At 41.6% G+C, this 18,585-nt stretch carries 25 protein-coding genes; 21 read left to right on the top strand and 4 right to left on the bottom strand.

What is annotated here, in order from left to right:
- The first annotated feature begins 3 nt into the window (after window positions 1-3).
- Window positions 4-381, top strand: coding sequence for a nitrite reductase small subunit NirD (gene nirD, locus VM932_RS13040; protein ID WP_163626403.1), 378 nt, complete (start codon window positions 4-6; stop codon window positions 379-381).
- Here nirD and VM932_RS16820 read toward each other — a convergent pair.
- Window positions 302-469: a hypothetical protein gene (locus tag VM932_RS16820; protein WP_487309606.1), complete on the bottom strand. Its 168-nt coding sequence runs from the start codon at window positions 467-469 to the stop codon at window positions 302-304. The genes nirD and VM932_RS16820 overlap by 80 nt on opposite strands.
- On the opposite strand from VM932_RS16820, the gene VM932_RS13035 reads away from it, so the two are divergent.
- From VM932_RS13035 to mobA, 4 genes are read left to right on the top strand one after another with little or no spacing between them, the layout of a single operon-like run.
- Complete coding sequence (locus VM932_RS13035) at window positions 402-989, top strand: DUF4202 domain-containing protein (protein ID WP_326279194.1); 588 nt, start codon at window positions 402-404, stop codon at window positions 987-989. The two genes, VM932_RS16820 and VM932_RS13035, sit on opposite strands and share 68 nt — an antisense overlap.
- Window positions 990-1,015: 26 nt before the next feature.
- Window positions 1,016-2,863, top strand: a complete 1,848-nt coding sequence (locus VM932_RS13030; RefSeq protein ID WP_326279193.1) for a PAS domain-containing sensor histidine kinase — start codon at window positions 1,016-1,018, stop codon at window positions 2,861-2,863.
- The gene (locus VM932_RS13025; protein WP_293162375.1) at window positions 2,853-3,230 is read left to right on the top strand and encodes a DUF7009 family protein; all 378 of its coding nucleotides are present in this window, start codon (window positions 2,853-2,855) and stop codon (window positions 3,228-3,230) included. Before VM932_RS13030 ends, VM932_RS13025 begins: the two co-directional genes overlap by 11 nt.
- Window positions 3,224-3,811 (top strand): molybdenum cofactor guanylyltransferase, encoded by a 588-nt coding sequence (gene mobA, locus VM932_RS13020; protein WP_326279192.1) that lies wholly within the window; start codon window positions 3,224-3,226, stop codon window positions 3,809-3,811. The genes VM932_RS13025 and mobA overlap by 7 nt, the downstream gene beginning before the upstream one ends.
- Before the next feature lie 17 nt (window positions 3,812-3,828).
- On the opposite strand, the gene VM932_RS13015 is transcribed toward mobA, so the two are convergent.
- The gene (locus VM932_RS13015; protein WP_163626398.1) at window positions 3,829-4,260 is read right to left on the bottom strand and encodes an RrF2 family transcriptional regulator; all 432 of its coding nucleotides are present in this window, start codon (window positions 4,258-4,260) and stop codon (window positions 3,829-3,831) included.
- A gap of 115 nt (window positions 4,261-4,375) precedes the next feature.
- Between VM932_RS13015 and VM932_RS13010 the strand changes: the two genes are divergently transcribed.
- The 14 genes from VM932_RS13010 (at window position 4,376) to VM932_RS12945 (ending at window position 15,323) form a co-directional block, all read left to right on the top strand.
- Window positions 4,376-4,888, top strand: coding sequence for a c-type cytochrome (locus VM932_RS13010; RefSeq protein ID WP_326279191.1), 513 nt, complete (start codon window positions 4,376-4,378; stop codon window positions 4,886-4,888).
- Between the two features lie 5 nt (window positions 4,889-4,893).
- The gene (locus VM932_RS13005; protein ID WP_326279190.1) at window positions 4,894-5,475 is read left to right on the top strand and encodes a fasciclin domain-containing protein; all 582 of its coding nucleotides are present in this window, start codon (window positions 4,894-4,896) and stop codon (window positions 5,473-5,475) included.
- 56 nt (window positions 5,476-5,531) lie between these two features.
- Complete coding sequence (gene nosZ, locus VM932_RS13000) at window positions 5,532-7,454, top strand: Sec-dependent nitrous-oxide reductase (protein ID WP_428979750.1); 1,923 nt, start codon at window positions 5,532-5,534, stop codon at window positions 7,452-7,454.
- A 111-nt stretch (window positions 7,455-7,565) separates the two neighbouring features.
- Window positions 7,566-8,189: a hypothetical protein gene (locus VM932_RS12995; RefSeq protein ID WP_326279188.1), complete on the top strand. Its 624-nt coding sequence runs from the start codon at window positions 7,566-7,568 to the stop codon at window positions 8,187-8,189.
- Window positions 8,186-8,620 (top strand): nitrous oxide reductase accessory protein NosL, encoded by a 435-nt coding sequence (locus tag VM932_RS12990; RefSeq protein WP_326279187.1) that lies wholly within the window; start codon window positions 8,186-8,188, stop codon window positions 8,618-8,620. Before VM932_RS12995 ends, VM932_RS12990 begins: the two co-directional genes overlap by 4 nt.
- Before the next feature lie 2 nt (window positions 8,621-8,622).
- Window positions 8,623-9,090 carry a pyridoxamine 5'-phosphate oxidase family protein gene (locus VM932_RS12985; protein WP_326279186.1) on the top strand — a complete coding sequence of 156 codons (468 nt, stop codon included), beginning with the start codon at window positions 8,623-8,625 and terminating at the stop codon, window positions 9,088-9,090.
- Between the two features lie 132 nt (window positions 9,091-9,222).
- On the top strand, window positions 9,223-10,422 hold the full coding sequence (locus VM932_RS12980) for a nitrous oxide reductase family maturation protein NosD (protein WP_326279248.1): 1,200 nt from the start codon (window positions 9,223-9,225) through the stop codon (window positions 10,420-10,422).
- A complete protein-coding gene (locus VM932_RS12975) occupies window positions 10,419-11,129 on the top strand; it encodes an ABC transporter ATP-binding protein (protein ID WP_326279185.1) in 711 nt (236 codons plus the stop codon). The genes VM932_RS12980 and VM932_RS12975 overlap by 4 nt, the downstream gene beginning before the upstream one ends.
- Window positions 11,122-11,904: an ABC transporter permease gene (locus VM932_RS12970; RefSeq protein ID WP_293162345.1), complete on the top strand. Its 783-nt coding sequence runs from the start codon at window positions 11,122-11,124 to the stop codon at window positions 11,902-11,904. The genes VM932_RS12975 and VM932_RS12970 overlap by 8 nt, the downstream gene beginning before the upstream one ends.
- A gap of 34 nt (window positions 11,905-11,938) precedes the next feature.
- A complete protein-coding gene (locus tag VM932_RS12965; RefSeq protein ID WP_326279184.1) occupies window positions 11,939-13,141 on the top strand; it encodes a hypothetical protein in 1,203 nt (400 codons plus the stop codon).
- Between the two features lie 143 nt (window positions 13,142-13,284).
- Window positions 13,285-13,719: an RrF2 family transcriptional regulator gene (locus VM932_RS12960; RefSeq protein WP_326279247.1), complete on the top strand. Its 435-nt coding sequence runs from the start codon at window positions 13,285-13,287 to the stop codon at window positions 13,717-13,719.
- Window positions 13,720-13,784: 65 nt separating this feature from the next.
- A complete protein-coding gene (ric, locus tag VM932_RS12955) occupies window positions 13,785-14,501 on the top strand; it encodes an iron-sulfur cluster repair di-iron protein (RefSeq protein WP_326279183.1) in 717 nt (238 codons plus the stop codon).
- Between the two features lie 99 nt (window positions 14,502-14,600).
- The gene (locus tag VM932_RS12950) at window positions 14,601-14,924 is read left to right on the top strand and encodes a hypothetical protein (protein ID WP_326279182.1); all 324 of its coding nucleotides are present in this window, start codon (window positions 14,601-14,603) and stop codon (window positions 14,922-14,924) included.
- Between the two features lie 18 nt (window positions 14,925-14,942).
- The gene (locus VM932_RS12945; protein ID WP_293162335.1) at window positions 14,943-15,323 is read left to right on the top strand and encodes a group III truncated hemoglobin; all 381 of its coding nucleotides are present in this window, start codon (window positions 14,943-14,945) and stop codon (window positions 15,321-15,323) included.
- Window positions 15,324-15,490: 167 nt separating this feature from the next.
- Here VM932_RS12945 and VM932_RS12940 read toward each other — a convergent pair whose 3' ends face one another.
- Window positions 15,491-16,234, bottom strand: a complete 744-nt coding sequence (locus VM932_RS12940) for an NIPSNAP family protein (RefSeq protein ID WP_326279181.1) — start codon at window positions 16,232-16,234, stop codon at window positions 15,491-15,493.
- 81 nt (window positions 16,235-16,315) lie between these two features.
- The gene (gene mgrA, locus VM932_RS12935) at window positions 16,316-17,323 is read right to left on the bottom strand and encodes an L-glyceraldehyde 3-phosphate reductase (RefSeq protein ID WP_326279180.1); all 1,008 of its coding nucleotides are present in this window, start codon (window positions 17,321-17,323) and stop codon (window positions 16,316-16,318) included.
- A gap of 228 nt (window positions 17,324-17,551) precedes the next feature.
- On the opposite strand from mgrA, the gene VM932_RS12930 reads away from it, so the two are divergent.
- Both VM932_RS12930 and VM932_RS12925 read left to right on the top strand, forming a co-directional pair.
- Window positions 17,552-18,127 carry a Crp/Fnr family transcriptional regulator gene (locus VM932_RS12930; RefSeq protein WP_326279179.1) on the top strand — a complete coding sequence of 192 codons (576 nt, stop codon included), beginning with the start codon at window positions 17,552-17,554 and terminating at the stop codon, window positions 18,125-18,127.
- A 93-nt stretch (window positions 18,128-18,220) separates the two neighbouring features.
- Complete coding sequence (locus tag VM932_RS12925; RefSeq protein ID WP_313790323.1) at window positions 18,221-18,550, top strand: DUF6660 family protein; 330 nt, start codon at window positions 18,221-18,223, stop codon at window positions 18,548-18,550.
- Window positions 18,551-18,585: the final 35 nt, after the last annotated feature.

The following is an 18,585-nucleotide window of genomic DNA, read 5'->3' as shown; positions in this document are numbered from 1 at the left end:
AACATGGAAACATTATTTCACCAATACGCTCCCGTTGCCTTGGACAAGGTAACGGTTTGGTTCAAAGCCTGCCATGAGCAAGACATACCAGAAAATGGCGGGGCATGCATCAAATACAAGGACAAGCAAATTGCCGTGTACCATTTTAAACGAAAACAAAAATGGTATGCCTGTCAAAACTTGTGTCCCCATAAAATGGAAATGGTACTTTCACGGGGCATGATAGGAGATTCCGAAGGTATTGCCAAAGTGGCCTGCCCCATGCACAAAAAAACATTTTCTTTGGAAACGGGGGAAAACCTCAACGGTGATCTGCCTTCGATTGCCACTTTCCCCATAAAAGTTGAAAATGGCTTTGTGTATATTGGTTTTTCTGAATAGTTTTAAGAAAACCACTAGATATGGGCAAATCCAAAAAACTTTTGGAAGCATTCAAGCTATTTGATGAGGCCAATACACAAGACCCCAACAAGGAAAATTTTGAAGGGACAGCATACCCAAAAGAGCTTTTATATGCACAGCGTATGACGGATACTCTGAATGAATTTGAACCCGATGCTTCGGAGGCCCTTCAGTTAACGGCACGCTGCCAGCACATCTGCCGTTGGGAAATCCCGAGGGAATCCTACGAAATGAACCGCGTTGGCTACCTAAAATGGAGGCAAGAGCTCAAAAAGTTCCATGCTGAAATGTCCAAGTCCATATTAAAAGAAGCGGGGTACGATGATAAAACTATTGACAGGGTTGCTTTTTTGCTCCTCAAAAAACAATTGAAAAAAGATGAGGAGACCCAAACCCTGGAAGATGTTATTTGCCTGGTTTTTTTAAAGTATTATTACGAACCTTTTCTAGTCAAGCACGATGACCATAAAATCGTCTCCATTTTACAAAAAACCTGGAAAAAGATGTCCCCAAAAGGACATAAGGCCGCTTTGTCCATATCTTTTTCGGAAAGGGGGAAGGAATTGATCACCAAAGCCCTTAATTAACACCCTACCTGGGTTTAAAAAAATCAATGAAAAGGAAGAAACAGCAACAAACATTGGACGTCTCAACATTTTTGAGAATCCGCAAGTGGTATCTACTGGCCCTATCGGCCATAGCCATTACCATTATTGTCGCTCAAATTTTGATACAACAGCACCTCAACTCCCAATTGAACGACTCCCGTGTAATCAATGTAGCGGGCAGACAACGTGCCTACAGCCAAAAATTGGTCAAAGAAGCCCTTTTACTGCAAAGTGGAAACCTTGACAAAAATAAGCACAGCGAGCTTTTGGAAAGATTGGAAAACACCCTTTTTATTTGGAAGACTTCCCATGAAGGACTTCAAAACGGGAATGATAGTATTGGTCTGCCCAAAGAGGACAATCCATCCATCTTAAAACATTTTGAAGAACTTTCCCCGCACCACAACGCCATGGTAAATGCGGTGAGAACTATATTGAAACAAGGGGACAGTGGTTCCCATCAGCAACAAATGGATATTTTATTGGCCAATGAAGCCCCTTTCCTAGAAAAAATGGACGCCATCGTCAATGAGTATGATGCCATCAGTAAGGAACGCCTGCAACGACTGAAACTCAAAGAATATCTATTACTCGCGTTTTCGCTGTTGATTCTGATTCTGGAAGTGCTCTTCATCTTCAGGCCATTATCCATTCAGATAAAGGAAACCATTCAGAAATTGGTGAAAAGCAGGTTGCAATCGGAACAGGACGCCCAAGAGATCAAGAAAATATTCCAAGAGAAAGAAAAATCCCTCCAAGAACTTAAGGAACTCAACTTTGTTATTGACAACGCCGCACTATTTGCCAGTGCCCGTAATGATGGAACGGTCGTCTTTATCAGCAAAAAATTCCTTACCCTATTGGAGACGTCCAACATCCCCCCCAACACCCATCTTTCCGAAATATTGACCACCGATGAGGGACAACGGCAATATCTTGGAGAGATTTTGACCAAACCACGGAAGAGCATCAGAACGGAGGAAATTGAAATTAAGACCAAAGCGGGCAACAAATTATGGTTGGATATGTCCATTGTTCCCATGCACCAAACAAGCCTAAAACAAAGTGTTTTGCTGTTATGTTCCGATATAACGGAGCGCAAGAACAACCAAGAAAAGGTGGAACAACTCACCCTTCAGAATTACGAGGACCGCATGCGCCAAAAACAAATACAGGCCAGCCTTATTGTTGAGGGCCAGGAAGAAGAGCGAAAACGTATTGCCAAGGACATTCATGACGGCATAGGGCAAATGCTTACGGCCCTACGGTTCAATATTGAATCCATCAACTTGGACCAAAAGGAGCGCACCAAAGAAAAAATAGCTTACCTAAAAGAGCTTACTTCCGATTTGATCAAAGGGGTGCGCACCGCCACCTTTAATCTTACTCCTCCCGAATTGGGCGACCACGGTATTTTTCCCGCATTGCAAAAAATGACTTCGGAATTGAGTAAATTAACGGGAAAGAACATTTTGTTCGAAAACAAGGCAGAACAGAACATCCGTTTTGATTCGTTGGCGGAAACCAATATTTACAGGGTTACACAAGAAGCCGTGAACAATGCCATTAAATATGCGGATGCTAATTATATTTTGGTTTCCATAAACCATACGGACAATTTGTTGAGCGTGGTCATAGACGATGATGGCAAAGGTTTTGACCCGACTGTTTTGGAGCGTCCTCCAAAAAACAACAGTGAAGGCGGAATGGGGGTGTTTTTTATGAAGGAGCGCATAAGTTACATCAACGGCAGATTGTTCATCAACTCCAGCCCCGGTGAAGGAACACGTGTTACCATCAATTACAATTTGAACGAGACCAAAAAGCCAAAAAAAGAAACGTATGAAGATTAGGATAAAAGGAAATTCGATACGATACAGATTGACGAAGACCGAAGTGGAAACCTTCTGCAAAACAGGATTGTACAAGGAAACCACAGATTTTGGTCACAGTGTATTCAGTTATGTGCTAAAAGCAAAGAAAGGCATTGATAGCCTAGAGGCCTCTTTTGAGGAAAATACCATTACCCTGTACCTGGCCGATAAGAAACAATCGGGATGGGACATTTCGGATAAGGTTGGTTTTAGCGGCATAATGGATTTACCCAACGGAAAACAGCTTTCGTTATTGGTTGAAAAGGATTTTGCTTGCTTGGACAACACTACCGAGGACCAATCGGACAATTATCCCAACCCAAAAAGTAGCACTACCGAATGCTGAATCCTTCAAATTTGACGGGTATTGTTTTAGCGGGTGGAAAAAGTACCCGTATGGGCAAGGATAAGGCTTTTTTGATGCTTGATGACAAACCTTTTATCTCCCATATTTTAGAAACAGTAAAACAATGTGCTGAAAATGTCCTCATCATATCAAACAATCAAAAATTGGATAGTTTGGGCGTAACAAGGCACGCTGACCTGATTCCCTGTGTTGGCCCCATAGGTGGCATTTATACCGGTCTGACCCACTCAAACACCGAGTTTAACATAGTTGTTGCCTGTGACACCCCTTTATTGAACAAGGAAACCATTGGTATTTTGATTGATGGAATTGATGATAAGCATGATGGCTTTATCGTACAACATGAAGATGTACCCATGCCATTGGTCGGTATCTACAGAAAAAGTAGCATAGCTTATTTTAAGGAAGCCATTGATGAGGAAAAGCTAGGCCTGCAAAAACTACTGGCAACATTACGTACAAAAACCATTGATTTGCCCAAGTCCCACTCCAAGTCAGTATGGAACATTAACACGCTGGAGGATTTTAGAACAATCAAAAAAAATCGAAAAGAAACCTAACTATTGACAGTTCCGGACTATAATGGAAAAAATTCTTCAATATTTTGTTTTCCTTCAACCAAGTCCAAAATGGTCGTATTTTCCAGAACGTTAATAAATTTAGACTTATTGGCCCCTACAAGTTTATGAAGCACGCAAGGGTTGTCCATATCACAGTTTCTCATACCCATGACGCAGGAGTGCACACGTTTTTCCCCATCGATTACCCTTACAATATCCATTAAGGTACGCTTTCGGTCATCCTCGCTCAAATAAAAACCTCCCTTGGGCCCCCGTACTGAGGAAATAATTCCATGGCGGGACAATTCTTGCAATAATTTGGCCAAGTATGCTTCCGGCACATGCACTACCTCAAAAATATCCCTGACCATAATTTTATGGGACTCATTGGAGTTCAATGCTAAATAGAGCACCCCCTTAATGGCATATTTGGATGAATTGGAAAGCATGGCTTGAAATGTTAAGCAAAGATTAAAAGATATTTTTATCCTTTTTATGATTAATATCATGTTATAGGTCTATGCCTCTATATACTTTTGAAACGAAATTTTAACCATTGATCACATGAAAGCAATAGTAAAAAGTATGGCCCTGCTCTTCGCCCTTATTATGATTAGTTGTGGTGGAAAGAAAGAGGAAAAAAAAGAGGAAGGCTTTAGCGTACAACGCAAAAAGGCTCAAACAGAACAACCTGCAGAAACCAACACCACTGATGAGGTTAAACCTTCTGAGCGTGTGGACATGACCACAAAAGGGGTTGGTCCCGTAACATCTGTTGAATTATCGCCAGAAATTGACCAAGCCATGGCGGAAAACGGTAAAAAGGTATATGACCAAATGTGTTTGGCATGCCACAGAATCGGTAAAAAATTCATTGGCCCTCCCCCTAACGGGATATTGGAAAGAAGAACCCCTGAATGGGTCATGAACATGATCTTGAATCCTCAGGAAATGGTACAACAAGACCCTTTGGCAAAAGACCTACTGCAGGAGTTCAACGGATCGCCAATGTCCAACCAAGGACTAACGGAAGATCAGGCCAGGGCCATTCTTGAATATTTTAGAACCTTAGAATAAACGTTATGAAATCGACCATTAAACTCAGTATGATGGGGTTATTTTTACTGCTCGCAATTATGAGCAGCTGTAAAAACGAACCCAAAAACGAAACAGGGAACTCCAATTCAAATGAGTCTTCTGTTGGTTCGGAGTACAATAAGGGACAAGCCTTTATACAGGATGATGAATCCACGCCCAATGTACTGCAAATAGCATTGGAATCTCCTGACCATACCACACTCGTTGCTGCCGTACAGGCGGCAAAATTGAAAAATGTATTGGTCAATGCTGGTCCGCTGATGGTTTTCGCTCCTACAAATGCTGCTTTTGATGCACTGCCCGAGGTTACTGTGGAAGACCTATTGAAGCCAGAAAACAAAGATGCCCTGGCCAATATCCTTAAATACCATGTAACCCCTGGGAACTATTCCAAAGAATTTTTGATGAATTTCAAAAAATTCGGCCAGGCCAATGATCAAAATGTAACCGTTGAAGTAAAAGACAACGAAGTCTATATAGGCGGAGCTAAAATAGTGGCCAGTATAACTGCAGGAAACGGAATCGTGCATGTAGTGGATAAGGTAATCCTACCTCCTACCCAATAATAATTATAAAAACAAAAACTAATACAATGAAAATTTATAGCTATTTAACAATGACCATGGGAGCAGCACTAATGCTGGTTTCCTGTGGCCAGCAGAACCAAAGTTCAAACGGTGCGCTGTCGTCCAGTGCTGCCGAAAAAGTATACGTAGCTCCGGGTGAGCAGGACGAATTTTACGCCTTTATGTCGGGTGGTTATAGCGGAAACCTTACTGTTTACGGATTGCCTTCCGGACGAATGTTCAAGGAAATTCCGGTATTCTCGCAATTTCCAACATCAGGTTATGGCTACTCCGAAGAAACCAAACCGATGCTCAACACTTCCCATGGTTTTGTGCCTTGGGACGATGCCCACCACCCTGACATATCACAGACCAATGGAGAATTGGATGGACGTTGGATTTTTATCAATGGGAACAATACCCCCAGAATCGCACGTATCAGCCTGAGCACTTTTGAGACCGAAGAAATCATCGAGGTACCCAATAGTGCCGGGAACCACAGTTCTTCCTTTATTACGGAAAACACGGAATATGTAGTGGCGGGAACCCGTTTCTCTGTTCCCATTCCACAAAGGGACATCCCCATCAATGAATACAAAAGCAATTTTAAGGGCTCGTTGTCCTTTATCAGCGTTGACCCGGAACACGGTCACATGGACATCAAATTCCAGTTGATGATGCCCGGTTTCAACTATGACCTTTCCCATCCAGGAAGGGGAAAATCCCATGGTTGGTTCTTCTTCACTACCTATAACACAGAAGAGGCACACACCCTTCAAGAGGTAAATTCTTCTCAAAACGACAAGGATTTTATTGCCGCTGTCAATTGGAAGAAAATTGAGGAATATGTGAACAATGGCGGAGGTACCAAGGTGCCCGCCGAATACGCCCACAATTTATACGATGAAAGTACCCATACAGCTACCACTACCATGAAAAAAGAGGTGTTGACGGTGGATCCCTTGAAAGTTCCCGGGGCTGTTTACTTTTTACCCACCCCAAAATCTCCCCACGGTTGCGATGTAGATCCCTCTGGACAATATATTATTGGTAACGGCAAATTGTCCGCAGACTTGACCGTACACTCCTTCGATAAAATGATCGCCGCCATTGAAGGTGAAAAATTTGATGGGGAAGCTTACGGCATCCCTATCCTCAAATTTGAAGATGTGCTGGCAGGACAGGTAAAAAGTGGCGGATTAGGGCCATTGCACACTGAGTTCGACGATGAAGGAAATGCCTACACTACTTTCTTTATCTCTTCCGAAGTAGTAAAATGGAAATTAGGAACTTGGGAGGTTATTGACAGGAAACCGACATACTATTCCGTAGGCCACTTGATGATTCCCGGAGGAAACTCCAGAAAACCTTTTGGCAAATATGTTGTGGCGCTAAACAAGATTACCAAAGACAGGTATTTGCCCACAGGACCTGAAATGGAACACTCAGCCCAGATTTACGACATCTCTGGGGAAAAAATGGAGTTGATCTATGACTTCCCTACGCACGGTGAACCTCACTATGCCGCAGGAATCCCAGCTGAGATCTTGGCGCCAAAATCCAAGAAAATATATAGGTTGGATGAGAACAAACACCCCTATGCCGTATTATCTCCCACCGAATCCAAAGTGGTACGGGACGGAAACGAGGTACATGTATATATGTCCACTATTAGAAGTCACTTTACTCCTGATAATATAGAGGGAATCAAAGTTGGTGATAAGGTATATTTCCATATTACCAACCACGAACAGGATTTTGATGTACCGCATGGCTTTGCCATGATCGGACAGAACACATCAGAGCTTCTCATTATGCCCGGACAGACCAAAACATCGGTTTGGGAACCTAAAAAAGTTGGGGTATGGCCATTCTACTGTACAGATTTCTGTTCTGCACTGCACCAAGAAATGCAAGGATATGTTAGGGTTTCCCCAGCCAACTCCAATGTAGAGCTTAAATGGTCACTTGGTGAATAATTCGGATTGAACCACCATTACATAAAGCGGGCTGCGTCCATGACCTGCCCGCTTTTCTTACAAATTCCCTCCAAAAGCCACGCTCAATTTGTAACTTTTAAATCATAAAAAATGAAAAAGGCTAGTATTTTAATGATTGTTGGCCCGCTCTTCTTATTGGGATTGTACATTTTTCCTTTATGGAACATCATGTTGGGTGCCCCCCAGTACCCAGACCCATTGGGCATGGATATATACATCAATGGGCTGAAGGGGGTGAACGAATTCGACATCCAGAACATTGATGGCCTTAACCACTATATTGGTATGCAAACCCTGCCCAAAGCAGACGAAATGTGGGAATTTGGTGCTTTTCCAATTGTTATTGGGGTCATGGTGACTCTTGGATCATTGATCGGTATTTTGGGCTATTTGAACAAACTAAGCTACAAATGGTTCTTGGGATGGTTCTTGACCATGTCCGTTCTCGGTGTATTGGGCATGTACGATTTCAATGAATGGCTGATCGACTATGGTACCAACTTGGACCCCAATGCCATTATGAAACTGACCAACACCGATGGAAGCCCAATGACCTACAAACCTCCATTGTTGGGACATGTAAAAATGCTCAATTTTGATGTAACCTCTTTACCTGCTTCCGGAGCTTGGTTAATGTTCGCTGGAATGATGCTAACATTACTTGCCGCATTCCTTGGGTGGAAAAACCAAAAAACAGTAAAAAGTATATCATGAAAAAACACATAACATTGCTCTTTATCATGCTTAACGGCAGTATAGGATGCTCCGTGGGACCAAAACCCATTGATTATGGGCATGTGGGCTGTCATTATTGCAGCATGACCATTGTGGACAAACAACATGCCGCACAATTGGTGACCAAAAAAGGCAAGGTCTTTAATTTTGATGCCATTGAATGTATGATGAACCAATTAAAGGATGAAGGTGAATCCGCCATGGCCCTTTTCCTGGTCAATGATTTTGGCCAACCCGGTGAACTGGTGGATGCCACCAAGGCCACCTATCTTATCAGTGAGAACATTCCCAGTCCCATGGGTGAATACCTAAGTGCCTTTACCAATGAAGAAGCTGCCAAGGAAACTATGACCAAGCAGGGTGGTGAACTTTATACATGGACTGAAATTAAAAACAAATTTAAACTTTGAACATGAGCACAATCGCAGATTTGGAACTGGTAAAATGCACCGGACTTTTGGCAGACAATTATGTGGGACACCTTGCCTACATTGCCAATAATGAACCCCATGTAGTGCCATCGACCTACTTTTTTGATAAGGATGAAAAGAGTATTTTGTGTTTTGCATCCAACGGACATCGGATAAACGCCCTTAGAAAATGCAATACCGTTTCTTTTCAAGTGGATAGTATCGAGTCGTTTCGTAATTGGCAATCGGTACAAGTACATGGTACATTTCAAGAACTTACCGGAGATAGTGCCAAGCTATGTTTAAAACGTTTTGCAGACGGCGTACAGCGAACCATAGACAGTAAAAATGCTGAACGCCCCCATTTTTTAAGCCACTTTTCAGGAAAATTGCAAGAAGCGGAAATGCCCGTGGTATACCGCATTGCAGTAACTAAAATAACAGGAAAGTCAGTGGAAGATTTAACATAATTCAAATAAAAAATGGAAATTATGGCTCTCGGTATGACTTTGCGCCACCTATAGGATTTAGTGCAAGAATCGAATTATTTTATGAAATTGGATATACAACTTATAAAACGTATTCTAGGATTTGTTTTTTTGATGGGCTTTCAAATAGGCTTGGCAAACACCTGGACCGTTTGTAGCACCTGCGAGAACAGTTCCATCAAGGAAACCATTTTACGTGCTGCTCCCTACGACACCCTGTTGATTGAAAAAGGTACATACAAGGAATTTGAGATTTTGGTAGACAAACCCTTGGTCATCAAAGGGATTGATTATCCCATTGTTGATGGCGAAAAAAAGGGAGAAATCTTTAGAATCACATCGGATGATGTTACATTGGATGGGCTTTTCGTCATCAATGTAGGGGTTAGTTACACCAAGGACAACGCGGCCATACGGGTGGTACAAAGCAAAAATTTCCTCATCCAGAATATGGTATTGGAGCAATTGTTCTTTGGTATCTATTTGGAAAAATCATCACACGGCAAGGTCTACCACAATAGAATTATTGGCGAAGCTGTGGACGAATATAACTCGGGCAATGGCATTCAACTTTGGTACTCCTCGGATATAGAAGTGGCCAAAAACCATGTTCAGGGCACTCGGGATGGTATCTATCTGGAATTTTCCGACCGCATCACCATCTCCGATAATGTGAGCATGAACAATCTCCGCTACGGACTACATTTCATGTTTTCCAACCATGATGTGTATACCCGCAATACGTTCGAAAACAACGGTGCCGGGGTTGCTGTGATGTTCTCCAAGTTCATCACCATGAAAAACAACACTTTTCGCAAGAATTGGGGCACAGCGGCCTACGGCATGCTATTGAAAGAGATTACTGATGCAGAAATTGTTGGGAATATTTTTGAGGAAAACACCATCGGCATCAATATCGAGGGATCTAACAGAATCCAATATACCAATAACGACTTTATAGGCAATGGTTGGGCCATACGAGTGGTCGGAGCCTGCTATACCAATAGTTTTAAGGGCAATAATTTTTTGTACAACTCTTTTGATATCTCCTACAACAGCAAACTGAACGATAATGTGTTCGAGGGTAACTTTTGGAGCAGCTACACGGGTTACGACCTGGACAAAGACGGTGTTGGGGATGTCCCTTACCGCCCTGTTAAGTTGTTTTCCTATGTAGTGAACCGCACCCCCGAGACCATTGTACTTTTACGGAGCCTGTTCATGGATATTATTGATTTTTCCGAACGAGTGTCCCCCGTTTTTACGCCCGATAATTTAAAAGATGCCCAACCCTTAATGAAAATACGCCCATGACCATTGCAATACACAACCTTCATAAGCGATTTGGCAAAAACCAAGTATTGAAAGGAATAGACCTTTCCATTGACGAAGGACGCATTTATGCCATCCTTGGTCCGAACGGTTCGGGAAAAACCACCTTGATCAAGAGTATTCTGGGTATGGTAATCCCCGATAAAGGAGAAATATCCGTGTTGGAACAATCCATTAAAAAAGGGTGGAAGTACCGCAAAAAAATCGACTACCTGCCCCAGATTGCCAATTTCCCCCCAAATATCAAGGTCAAGGAATTGATCAACATGATCAAGGACCTAAGAAATAGCCCAAGTACCGAAGCGGAGCTTATCGAGCTCTTTGGATTGGAACCCTTTCTGAACAAAAAGTTGTCCACCCTATCGGGCGGTACCAAGCAAAAAGTGAACATTGTACTCACTTTTATGTTCGACAGTCCCTTGATTATTTTGGATGAGCCCACAACAGGTTTGGATCCCAAAGCATTGATTCGTTTAAAAGAATTGATCCAAAAAGAAAAAAACAATGGCAAGACCATTTTGATCACCTCGCACATTATGCAATTTGTGGAAGAAATGGCCGATGAAATCCTATACCTACTGGAAGGGGAAATTTATTTTAAAGGAAGTATTCAAAAACTATTGAAACAGACCAAACAAACCAATTTTGAACACGCCATTGCGGCCATAACAACCGGTAGCCATGCTTAAAATATTAAAATACAGTTTTTACGATTTGATACGAAGCCGATGGAGCTACGTGTATTTTCTATTTTACCTTGCCCTTGGATTTGTGCTGCTGTTCTTGAACAACGATGTTTCCAAGGCTGTGATTACCCTAATGAATGTGATCATTGTCCTGATTCCATTGATAGGTACCATTTTCGGTGTGATGTACTACTACAATTCCCGGGAATTTACCGAGCTCCTATTGGCGCAGCCCATAAAACGGAGTTCCATTTTTATGGGGCAATATTTTGGTGTGGCAGGCTCGTTGACGCTGAGTCTGGTGTTGGGGCTGGGGATTCCATTTGTGCTATATGGACTTTTGCGAAGCAATGCTATTTTTGATTTTTCCCTTTTACTGGTCACCGGTGCATTTCTCACCTTTATTTTTGTGGGACTTTCCTTTGTGATTGCCATATCCAACGAAAACAAGATAAAAGGATTTGGATATGCCGTATTGCTTTGGCTTTTCTTGGCCGTGGTCTATGATGGATTGTTCCTGATGTCCCTGATTGTTTTTGAGGAGTATCCGCTGGATACCTTTTCCTTGGTGGCCACCGCGCTAAATCCAATAGATCTTTCCCGCATATTGATTCTCCTTAAATTGGATATCTCTGCACTATTGGGGTATACCGGTGCCATTTTCAAAAAGTTTTTTGGGACCGACCTAGGGTTTCTGATTTCCATAGCAATTCTTTTATTATGGACCATTCTGCCTATCTTGGGCTTACGCTATAAAGCTGGAAAAAAAGATTTTTAATCTTGATCAGCGTAATGTTCACAAACAACACAAAGTGAAGCATCAGTCGTATCAATCGCATATCCTAATTGCCGTGATTTACTTTCTTGTGGCGGCCCTATTGGGGTTGCTGTTGCGTACCTACCCTATTTTCGCTTTTGATTTCAACTACAGGTTTGTTGTCCATGCCCATTCTCACATAGCCCTCTTGGGTTGGGTATATGTGGCCCTAACTACCTTGTTGCATTATTGTTTTGTGGATAAGGATGCGTCCAGCAGAAAGTACAAACGTATATTTTGGTGTACGCAAACCACCTTGGTGGGTATGTTGGTGACCTTTCCTTTTCAAGGGTATGCGCTGTTTTCCATTATTTTTTCTACCCTTTTCCTGATCGTGTCGTATGTCTACGTTTACCATTTCTGGAAAAACATCAACCCAAAATACAAGCACAGCAAAGGATTGCAATGTGCAAAAGCGGCCCTGATCTATATGGTAATCTCCAGTTTGGGACCTTGGGCCTTGGGAGCAATCATGAACAGTTTGGGAGCTCAATCCATTTGGTACCGACTGGCGATATATTTTTACCTCCATTTTCAATACAATGGCTGGATGATATTGGCCTTGGTAGGGCTTTTCATTTATGTTTGGGAACAGCGCGGTCTTGAAATTCCCACAAAAACCTTCGCTCGCTTTTTTATAAGTCTAAATGTGGGGATTGTGCTCACCTTTTTCTTGTCCACACTTTGGACAAAACCTTCTTTTTGGTTTTATGTGTTGGCAGGTCTGGGAGCTGTTTCACAGTTTTATGCCTTTGCAGTATTATGGGGTATGTTAAAGCGTAACATCGGTAAATTATCTTTGTCAAAAGTGCAGTTTTTACTGTTCAGAACAGTACTGGTTTTGATATGGATCAAAATAGTATTGCAACTTTTGACCGCTCTCCCCTATTTTGCCAATATGGCGGCCAACTACCTTGATCTGACCATTGGGTATCTGCATTTGACCTTTTTGGGCATCATCAGTATTGGCCTGTTCCTATTCATGGATTATTTTAGCTTGTTTCGAATATCGAAGAAATCTTACTCATGGTATTTTTTGGGGTTCCTTCTCACCGAAGCTCTCATTTTTTATAGGGGTATGGCTGCGTGGCTGCAGTGGAACATCTTCAATGGACATTTAGAAATCTTGGCGCTGCTCACTCTTTTAATTCCTTTGGGGATTGCAATGATGCTCATAGAAAACCGAGTCCCCAATTAAGTTTTTTGTATGAACCTATATGACCTCCCCTACAATGGCGTATATTTGATTTCTTTCAAAGAAATCTTTTCATAAATAATAAAGGACAATTTTGTCCGAATTAAATTTTAATGGTATCTTTGTACCTGTAAAAGTTCCCTATGATGTTTTCAAAAGCCTGTGAATATGGTATTCGGGCAGCGGTTTATATTGCGCTGCAATCCTTGGATGGAAGACGTGTCAGTGTCAATGAAATTGCCGAGGAAATAGATTCGCCCATAGCTTTCACGGCCAAGATTTTGCAACAACTCTCTAGGAACAACATCATCCACTCCGTTAAAGGGCCCACTGGTGGTTTTCAAATTGCCCGGGAAGATATGGATGCGGTAAAATTGAACATGATAGTCAAAGCCATAGACGGAGATGCTATTTATGTAGGGTGCGGTCTCGGACTCAAGGAATGTAATGCCCAAAAACCCTGCCCCCTGCACGACAAATTCGTTGATATCCGTACCGATTTGAGCAAAATGCTGAAAAGTACCAGTTTATATGAACTGGCCACGGGATTGGAGGTTGGGTTGACCTATTTGAAACGATAAAAAAATTTGAGCAAATAAAGGACATTTTTGTCCGATTAATGAAAATATATTTAAAATCATTTATTATGAACGATACCTTGGATAAAACAATAGGGCAAATGGTAGCAGAGGATTACCGGACTGCCCAGATTTTCAAAAATCACAAAATAGATTTCTGCTGTAAAGGCAACCGCACGCTCCAAGAGGTTGCAGAGAAAAAAGGGCTCGATTTGGACAGCCTGGTTCAAGAACTTGATACGGTACAAAATCAAAACCAAAGTGACCAGCCCGATTTTAAAACCTGGCCTTTAGATCTTTTGGCCGACTATATTGAAAAGAAGCACCATCGTTATGTGGAGCAACAAATCCCGATCTTGAAGCAATACCTGACCAAACTTTGCAAGGTACACGGGGAAAGACATCCCGAACTGCACGAGATTTTTGAACATTTCAATGCCTCTGCGGGCGAATTGGCCATGCACATGAAAAAAGAGGAACTGGTACTTTTTCCGTGGATACGTAAAATGGTAAGTGGTCCTACAAATGAACAGCCGCATTTTGGAACCGTTAAAAATCCCATCAAAATGATGATGGAAGAACACGACAATGAAGGCGAGCGTTTCCGAAAGATCGCTGAATTGAGCCATGATTATACCCCTCCGGCCGATGCATGCAATACCTATCGGGTAGCCTTCTCGCTATTGCAGGAATTTGAGGAAGACCTTCACCGCCACATCCATTTGGAGAACAACATCCTCTTCCCCAAGGCTGAAATTTTGGAAAACAACGTATTAAGCAACTGATTTGAATATGGGGGGCACACGCATTTAATGTACAGTGCCCTCTTATAAAGCATCTCACAAACATCAAAAAAAACAATGGAAAATTCAACAACAATACACATGGCCCATTCTAAAACCGTACCTAACACAAATGGATCGAAAAACATTTACAGGCTCATGTTCAATGAGTTCAAAAAAAGACAATTGGGTTATTCCACCATCGCCATTATAGCACAGAGCTGCCTTGGTTCCGCTGCGGCCATGGCACTTTTGATGGGGGGAATGGACATGGTCTTAAAAATGATACTGCTCTTTTTTGTTACCATTTTCTGTATGGCGTTCAATGGGGCCGTATTGGCCCAACTAAAACCCCTGACCACATTTAATCTGTTAATTTTGAGTGTTGTCTTTAGTTCTTTAGTTATTATTGCCCATATCATATAATATTGGAGAATCTATAAAATGGTGCAAAAAAAGGAAATCCAAAGCTTGGAGGAGATAAAGCAATTGGTAGACCTCTTTTATGGAAAAGTCCGAAAAGACCCCTTATTGGCAGATATATTCAATGCTGTCATAAAGGACAATTGGCCTGTCCATTTAGAGAAAATGTATCGCTTTTGGCAAACAGTATTATTACAGGAGCACACCTACCAAGGCAGCCCTTTCGCTCCCCATGCCAAGCTTCGTGTGAACAAAGCGCATTTTAACCGGTGGAAACAATTATTTTTTGAGACTGTTGATGAAAATTTTCATGGAGAAAAAGCTGTGGAGGCTAAATTTAGAGCCGAGAAAATGGCTGAAATGTTCCAGTTGAAAATTGAATATATCCAGAAACACACCTGAATCAGCAAGGTAACAATACAACTATAACTTTCGACGGCCTATTCGGTTACTTTTTACATACAGCTTCCCCCAAAAATTGGGGCAAAACCTTAAACCACATGTGTCCAATGAATCTTAAAAAATAAATTCTGAATGGAACATATAAGGATTTAAGGTTATTCTTGAATTTATAATTGGGAGTACGAAACTGGCCTTAAGAACACCCGTATAATACTGTTCATGGCATGTGCATATTCTTCCAAATTAGAGATTCGCTTCCATTCCGGATGAGGCCCGAATTTGCTCCATGCTTCCGAGTGGGCCTGCTTATCTTTGAAGGCCAACATATAGGTTAAACATGGCATATTGTTCCCGGCAATGTTAGATCCAAAAAATACAGTAGGAAGACCAACATCTTCAAAAATACTGAATTCACTGTCGTTGAACATTTTGACCTTTCTTCGCAGGGCGTCCTCATTGTAACTTTCGTAAATCCTAAGTTCAAAAAAGTCTGCATTGTCGGCTGGTTTCTGAAGGCTTGGAAAACCTGTTGTAGACTGAATAAGATCGGTGGAAATCCTACTGTACGGGATTAAGTTTTCAGCTACTTTAAGGTAAGTACCGGCATCTTCCAGATACTTTTTGTCCTTGATCAATAACTCCTTGCTTTTTTGAAAGGTAGTGATGTCATCATAAGGGATGAGCACATATATTTTTTTTGGTAAACGCTCCCCTACTTCTTCGAACACACCAATATTATTGATGCCCTGGCGGTTCATGGCCGGTATGAATGCATCCTTGAAATAATCGTGAAGTATGTGTTCTGGCCTACCAAATTCCAACTCATAGGTCCTCAGTTCGTAGACTTGCTCTTGTGCCGTACTATTGAAGTTCAGCATCAAAATAAACAGTATGGAAAAAAATTCTTTCATCTTTCTTGTTGATTTATTACTTGCCGGGTAAATTATCACCGGTATACCCTTTTAAATTAATGTAGCAAGGTGTGTTGCACATTATCCTTTACCTGAAAGGATGTTTTCGATTGTGTTCAATTCCTCTTGGTCAAAATCAGGATTTTGCAAAGCCCGCAACGAATCTTCCAACTGTTCGGGTCTACTTACCCCCAATAAAACGGACGTAACCCTTGGGTCTCGCTTTACCCACGAAAGTGCCATCTGGGCTAAGCTTTGACCTCTTTCTTTTGCCACATTGTTTAATCTTGCTACGATATCCAGCTTTTCTGGGGTGATTTGGTCAGCCTCCAAAGCACCGTTCCCACGACCAGAAGCAGCTCTGGATGATTCTGGAATTCCGTGAAGATATTTGTTGGTCAACAACCCTTGCTCCAAGGGTGAAAACACAATACTTCCCACACCTTCATTCCCCAACAGATCCAACAAACCATCTTCTTCTATCCATCTATCGAACATGGAATATCTAGGTTGGTGTATTAAACATGGGGTTCCCATTTCCTTTAATATTTTTAGGGCAGCCTTTGTTTCAACTGCATTGTAACTGGATATTCCAACATAAAGCGCCTTTCCTTGCCGGACGATTAAATCTAAAGCTCCCATGGTTTCCTCTAAAGGTGTGTTTGGATCCGGACGGTGATGATAGTAAATATCTACATAATCCAACCCCATACGTTGTAAACTCTGGTCCAAACTGGAGACCAGGTATTTTTTGGAGCCAAAATCACCATAAGGACCCTCCCACATCTTCCACCCTGCTTTGGTGCTCACAATTATTTCATCCCTGTATTGGGCCAAATCCGATTTTAGGATTTTACCAAAAGTAGTTTCGGCCGAACCAGGTGGGGGACCATAATTGTTTGCAAGGTCAAAATGGGTGATACCTGCATCAAATGCCTTTTGCACTATCGTCCGGGCATTGTCAAAACTATCCGTTTGGCCAAAGTTATGCCAGAGGCCCAGGGAAAAAGCAGGTAGCAACAAACCGCTATCGCCACAGCGATTATAGGTCATTTCATTATATCTATTCTTGTTTGGTCGGTAATCCATAACAGTTAAATTAAAAGTTTATACCAATGCATAATAGTCCATAAACAATTTTATGGTACAGTAAAAGACTAGGTACTTCATTTATCATAAAACATGGCATTAATTATTGAAAGGATGTTTCTTTCAAAATTCTTTGATACATTGCCAGAAACAAATTTATTGGGTTTTTCACCCCTTTTTATTGAACTAGGACAAGAAATTACTTTCGGTTTTTTCAATTAATGTTTTATGAAAAATGAGCTAAAAAAATATTTGGAACGTTTTATCGAATTATCGGATAAGGAATCCGATATGGCGCTTCAGTTTTTTGAGTATCAGAAAATCCCGAAGCACACACTTATTTTACGCTCGGGAGACATCTGTAGTTTTGAGGCATATATTAAACGAGGTTGTGCCCGAGAATTTTTTACCGATCATAAGGGCAACGAACATACGGTTGAATTCGCGGTTGAAGATTGGTGGATCAGCGAAATCAATAGTTTTGAGAACAAGGTTCCCAGCCAAGTAAGTATCGAAACCTTGGAGGAAACCGAGATATTGTTCCTTTCCTTGGAATCAAAAAAAGAACTTCTTAAAGCAGTTCCGTCCGTAGAACGAATGTTCCGAATTATGATGCAACGCCATGTACACGTCCTTAAAAAACGATTGCTCCAAAATATGTCTAGAAATGCGATGGACCGATACCTGACATTCCTTGAGCAATACCCTACCGTTGTACAGCGTGTTCCGCAATATCATATTGCTTCCTATCTTGGAATATCCCAAGAATTCCTGAGCAAATTAAGAAAGAGAGCGCACCAATAAATGTTGAAGTATATAAAATCCGTGGTCATAAAAAAACTATCCACACTTTAAACTGTTCTATATCCAACCTTTGGAATTCATTATCTTTGAAGCATGAAATTCCTGGTGATTGTTTTGTCTTTGCTTACCATATTCCTGTCTTCGTATCCATGTTGTCAGGAAACGGTTTCTTGTACAAACACTACGACCGTGAATCACTGTGACGATGACGGTTCTGAAGAACAGTCCGAAGGAGACAGCACTCCTTGCTCCCCATTTTATGCCTGTGGACGCTGTCCCGGGTTTACAATGAATTTTGAAACATTGGATTTCGCAGCCTTGGAACTTCCAAAGGAAAACCATCCAATCCCCCACTACATTGAACTGCTTCCCAAAGAAGTATATTTCTTTTCCCTGAAACCCCCACGTACTCTTGAAGTGTAGCTTACCTTAAGATTAAATCTTGGTCAATTCTTTTT

The sequence above is a fragment of the Flagellimonas halotolerans genome (assembly GCF_035818535.1).
Lineage (GTDB): Bacteria > Bacteroidota > Bacteroidia > Flavobacteriales > Flavobacteriaceae > Flagellimonas > Flagellimonas halotolerans.
This window is presented reverse-complemented; position numbering and strand designations above follow the sequence as displayed.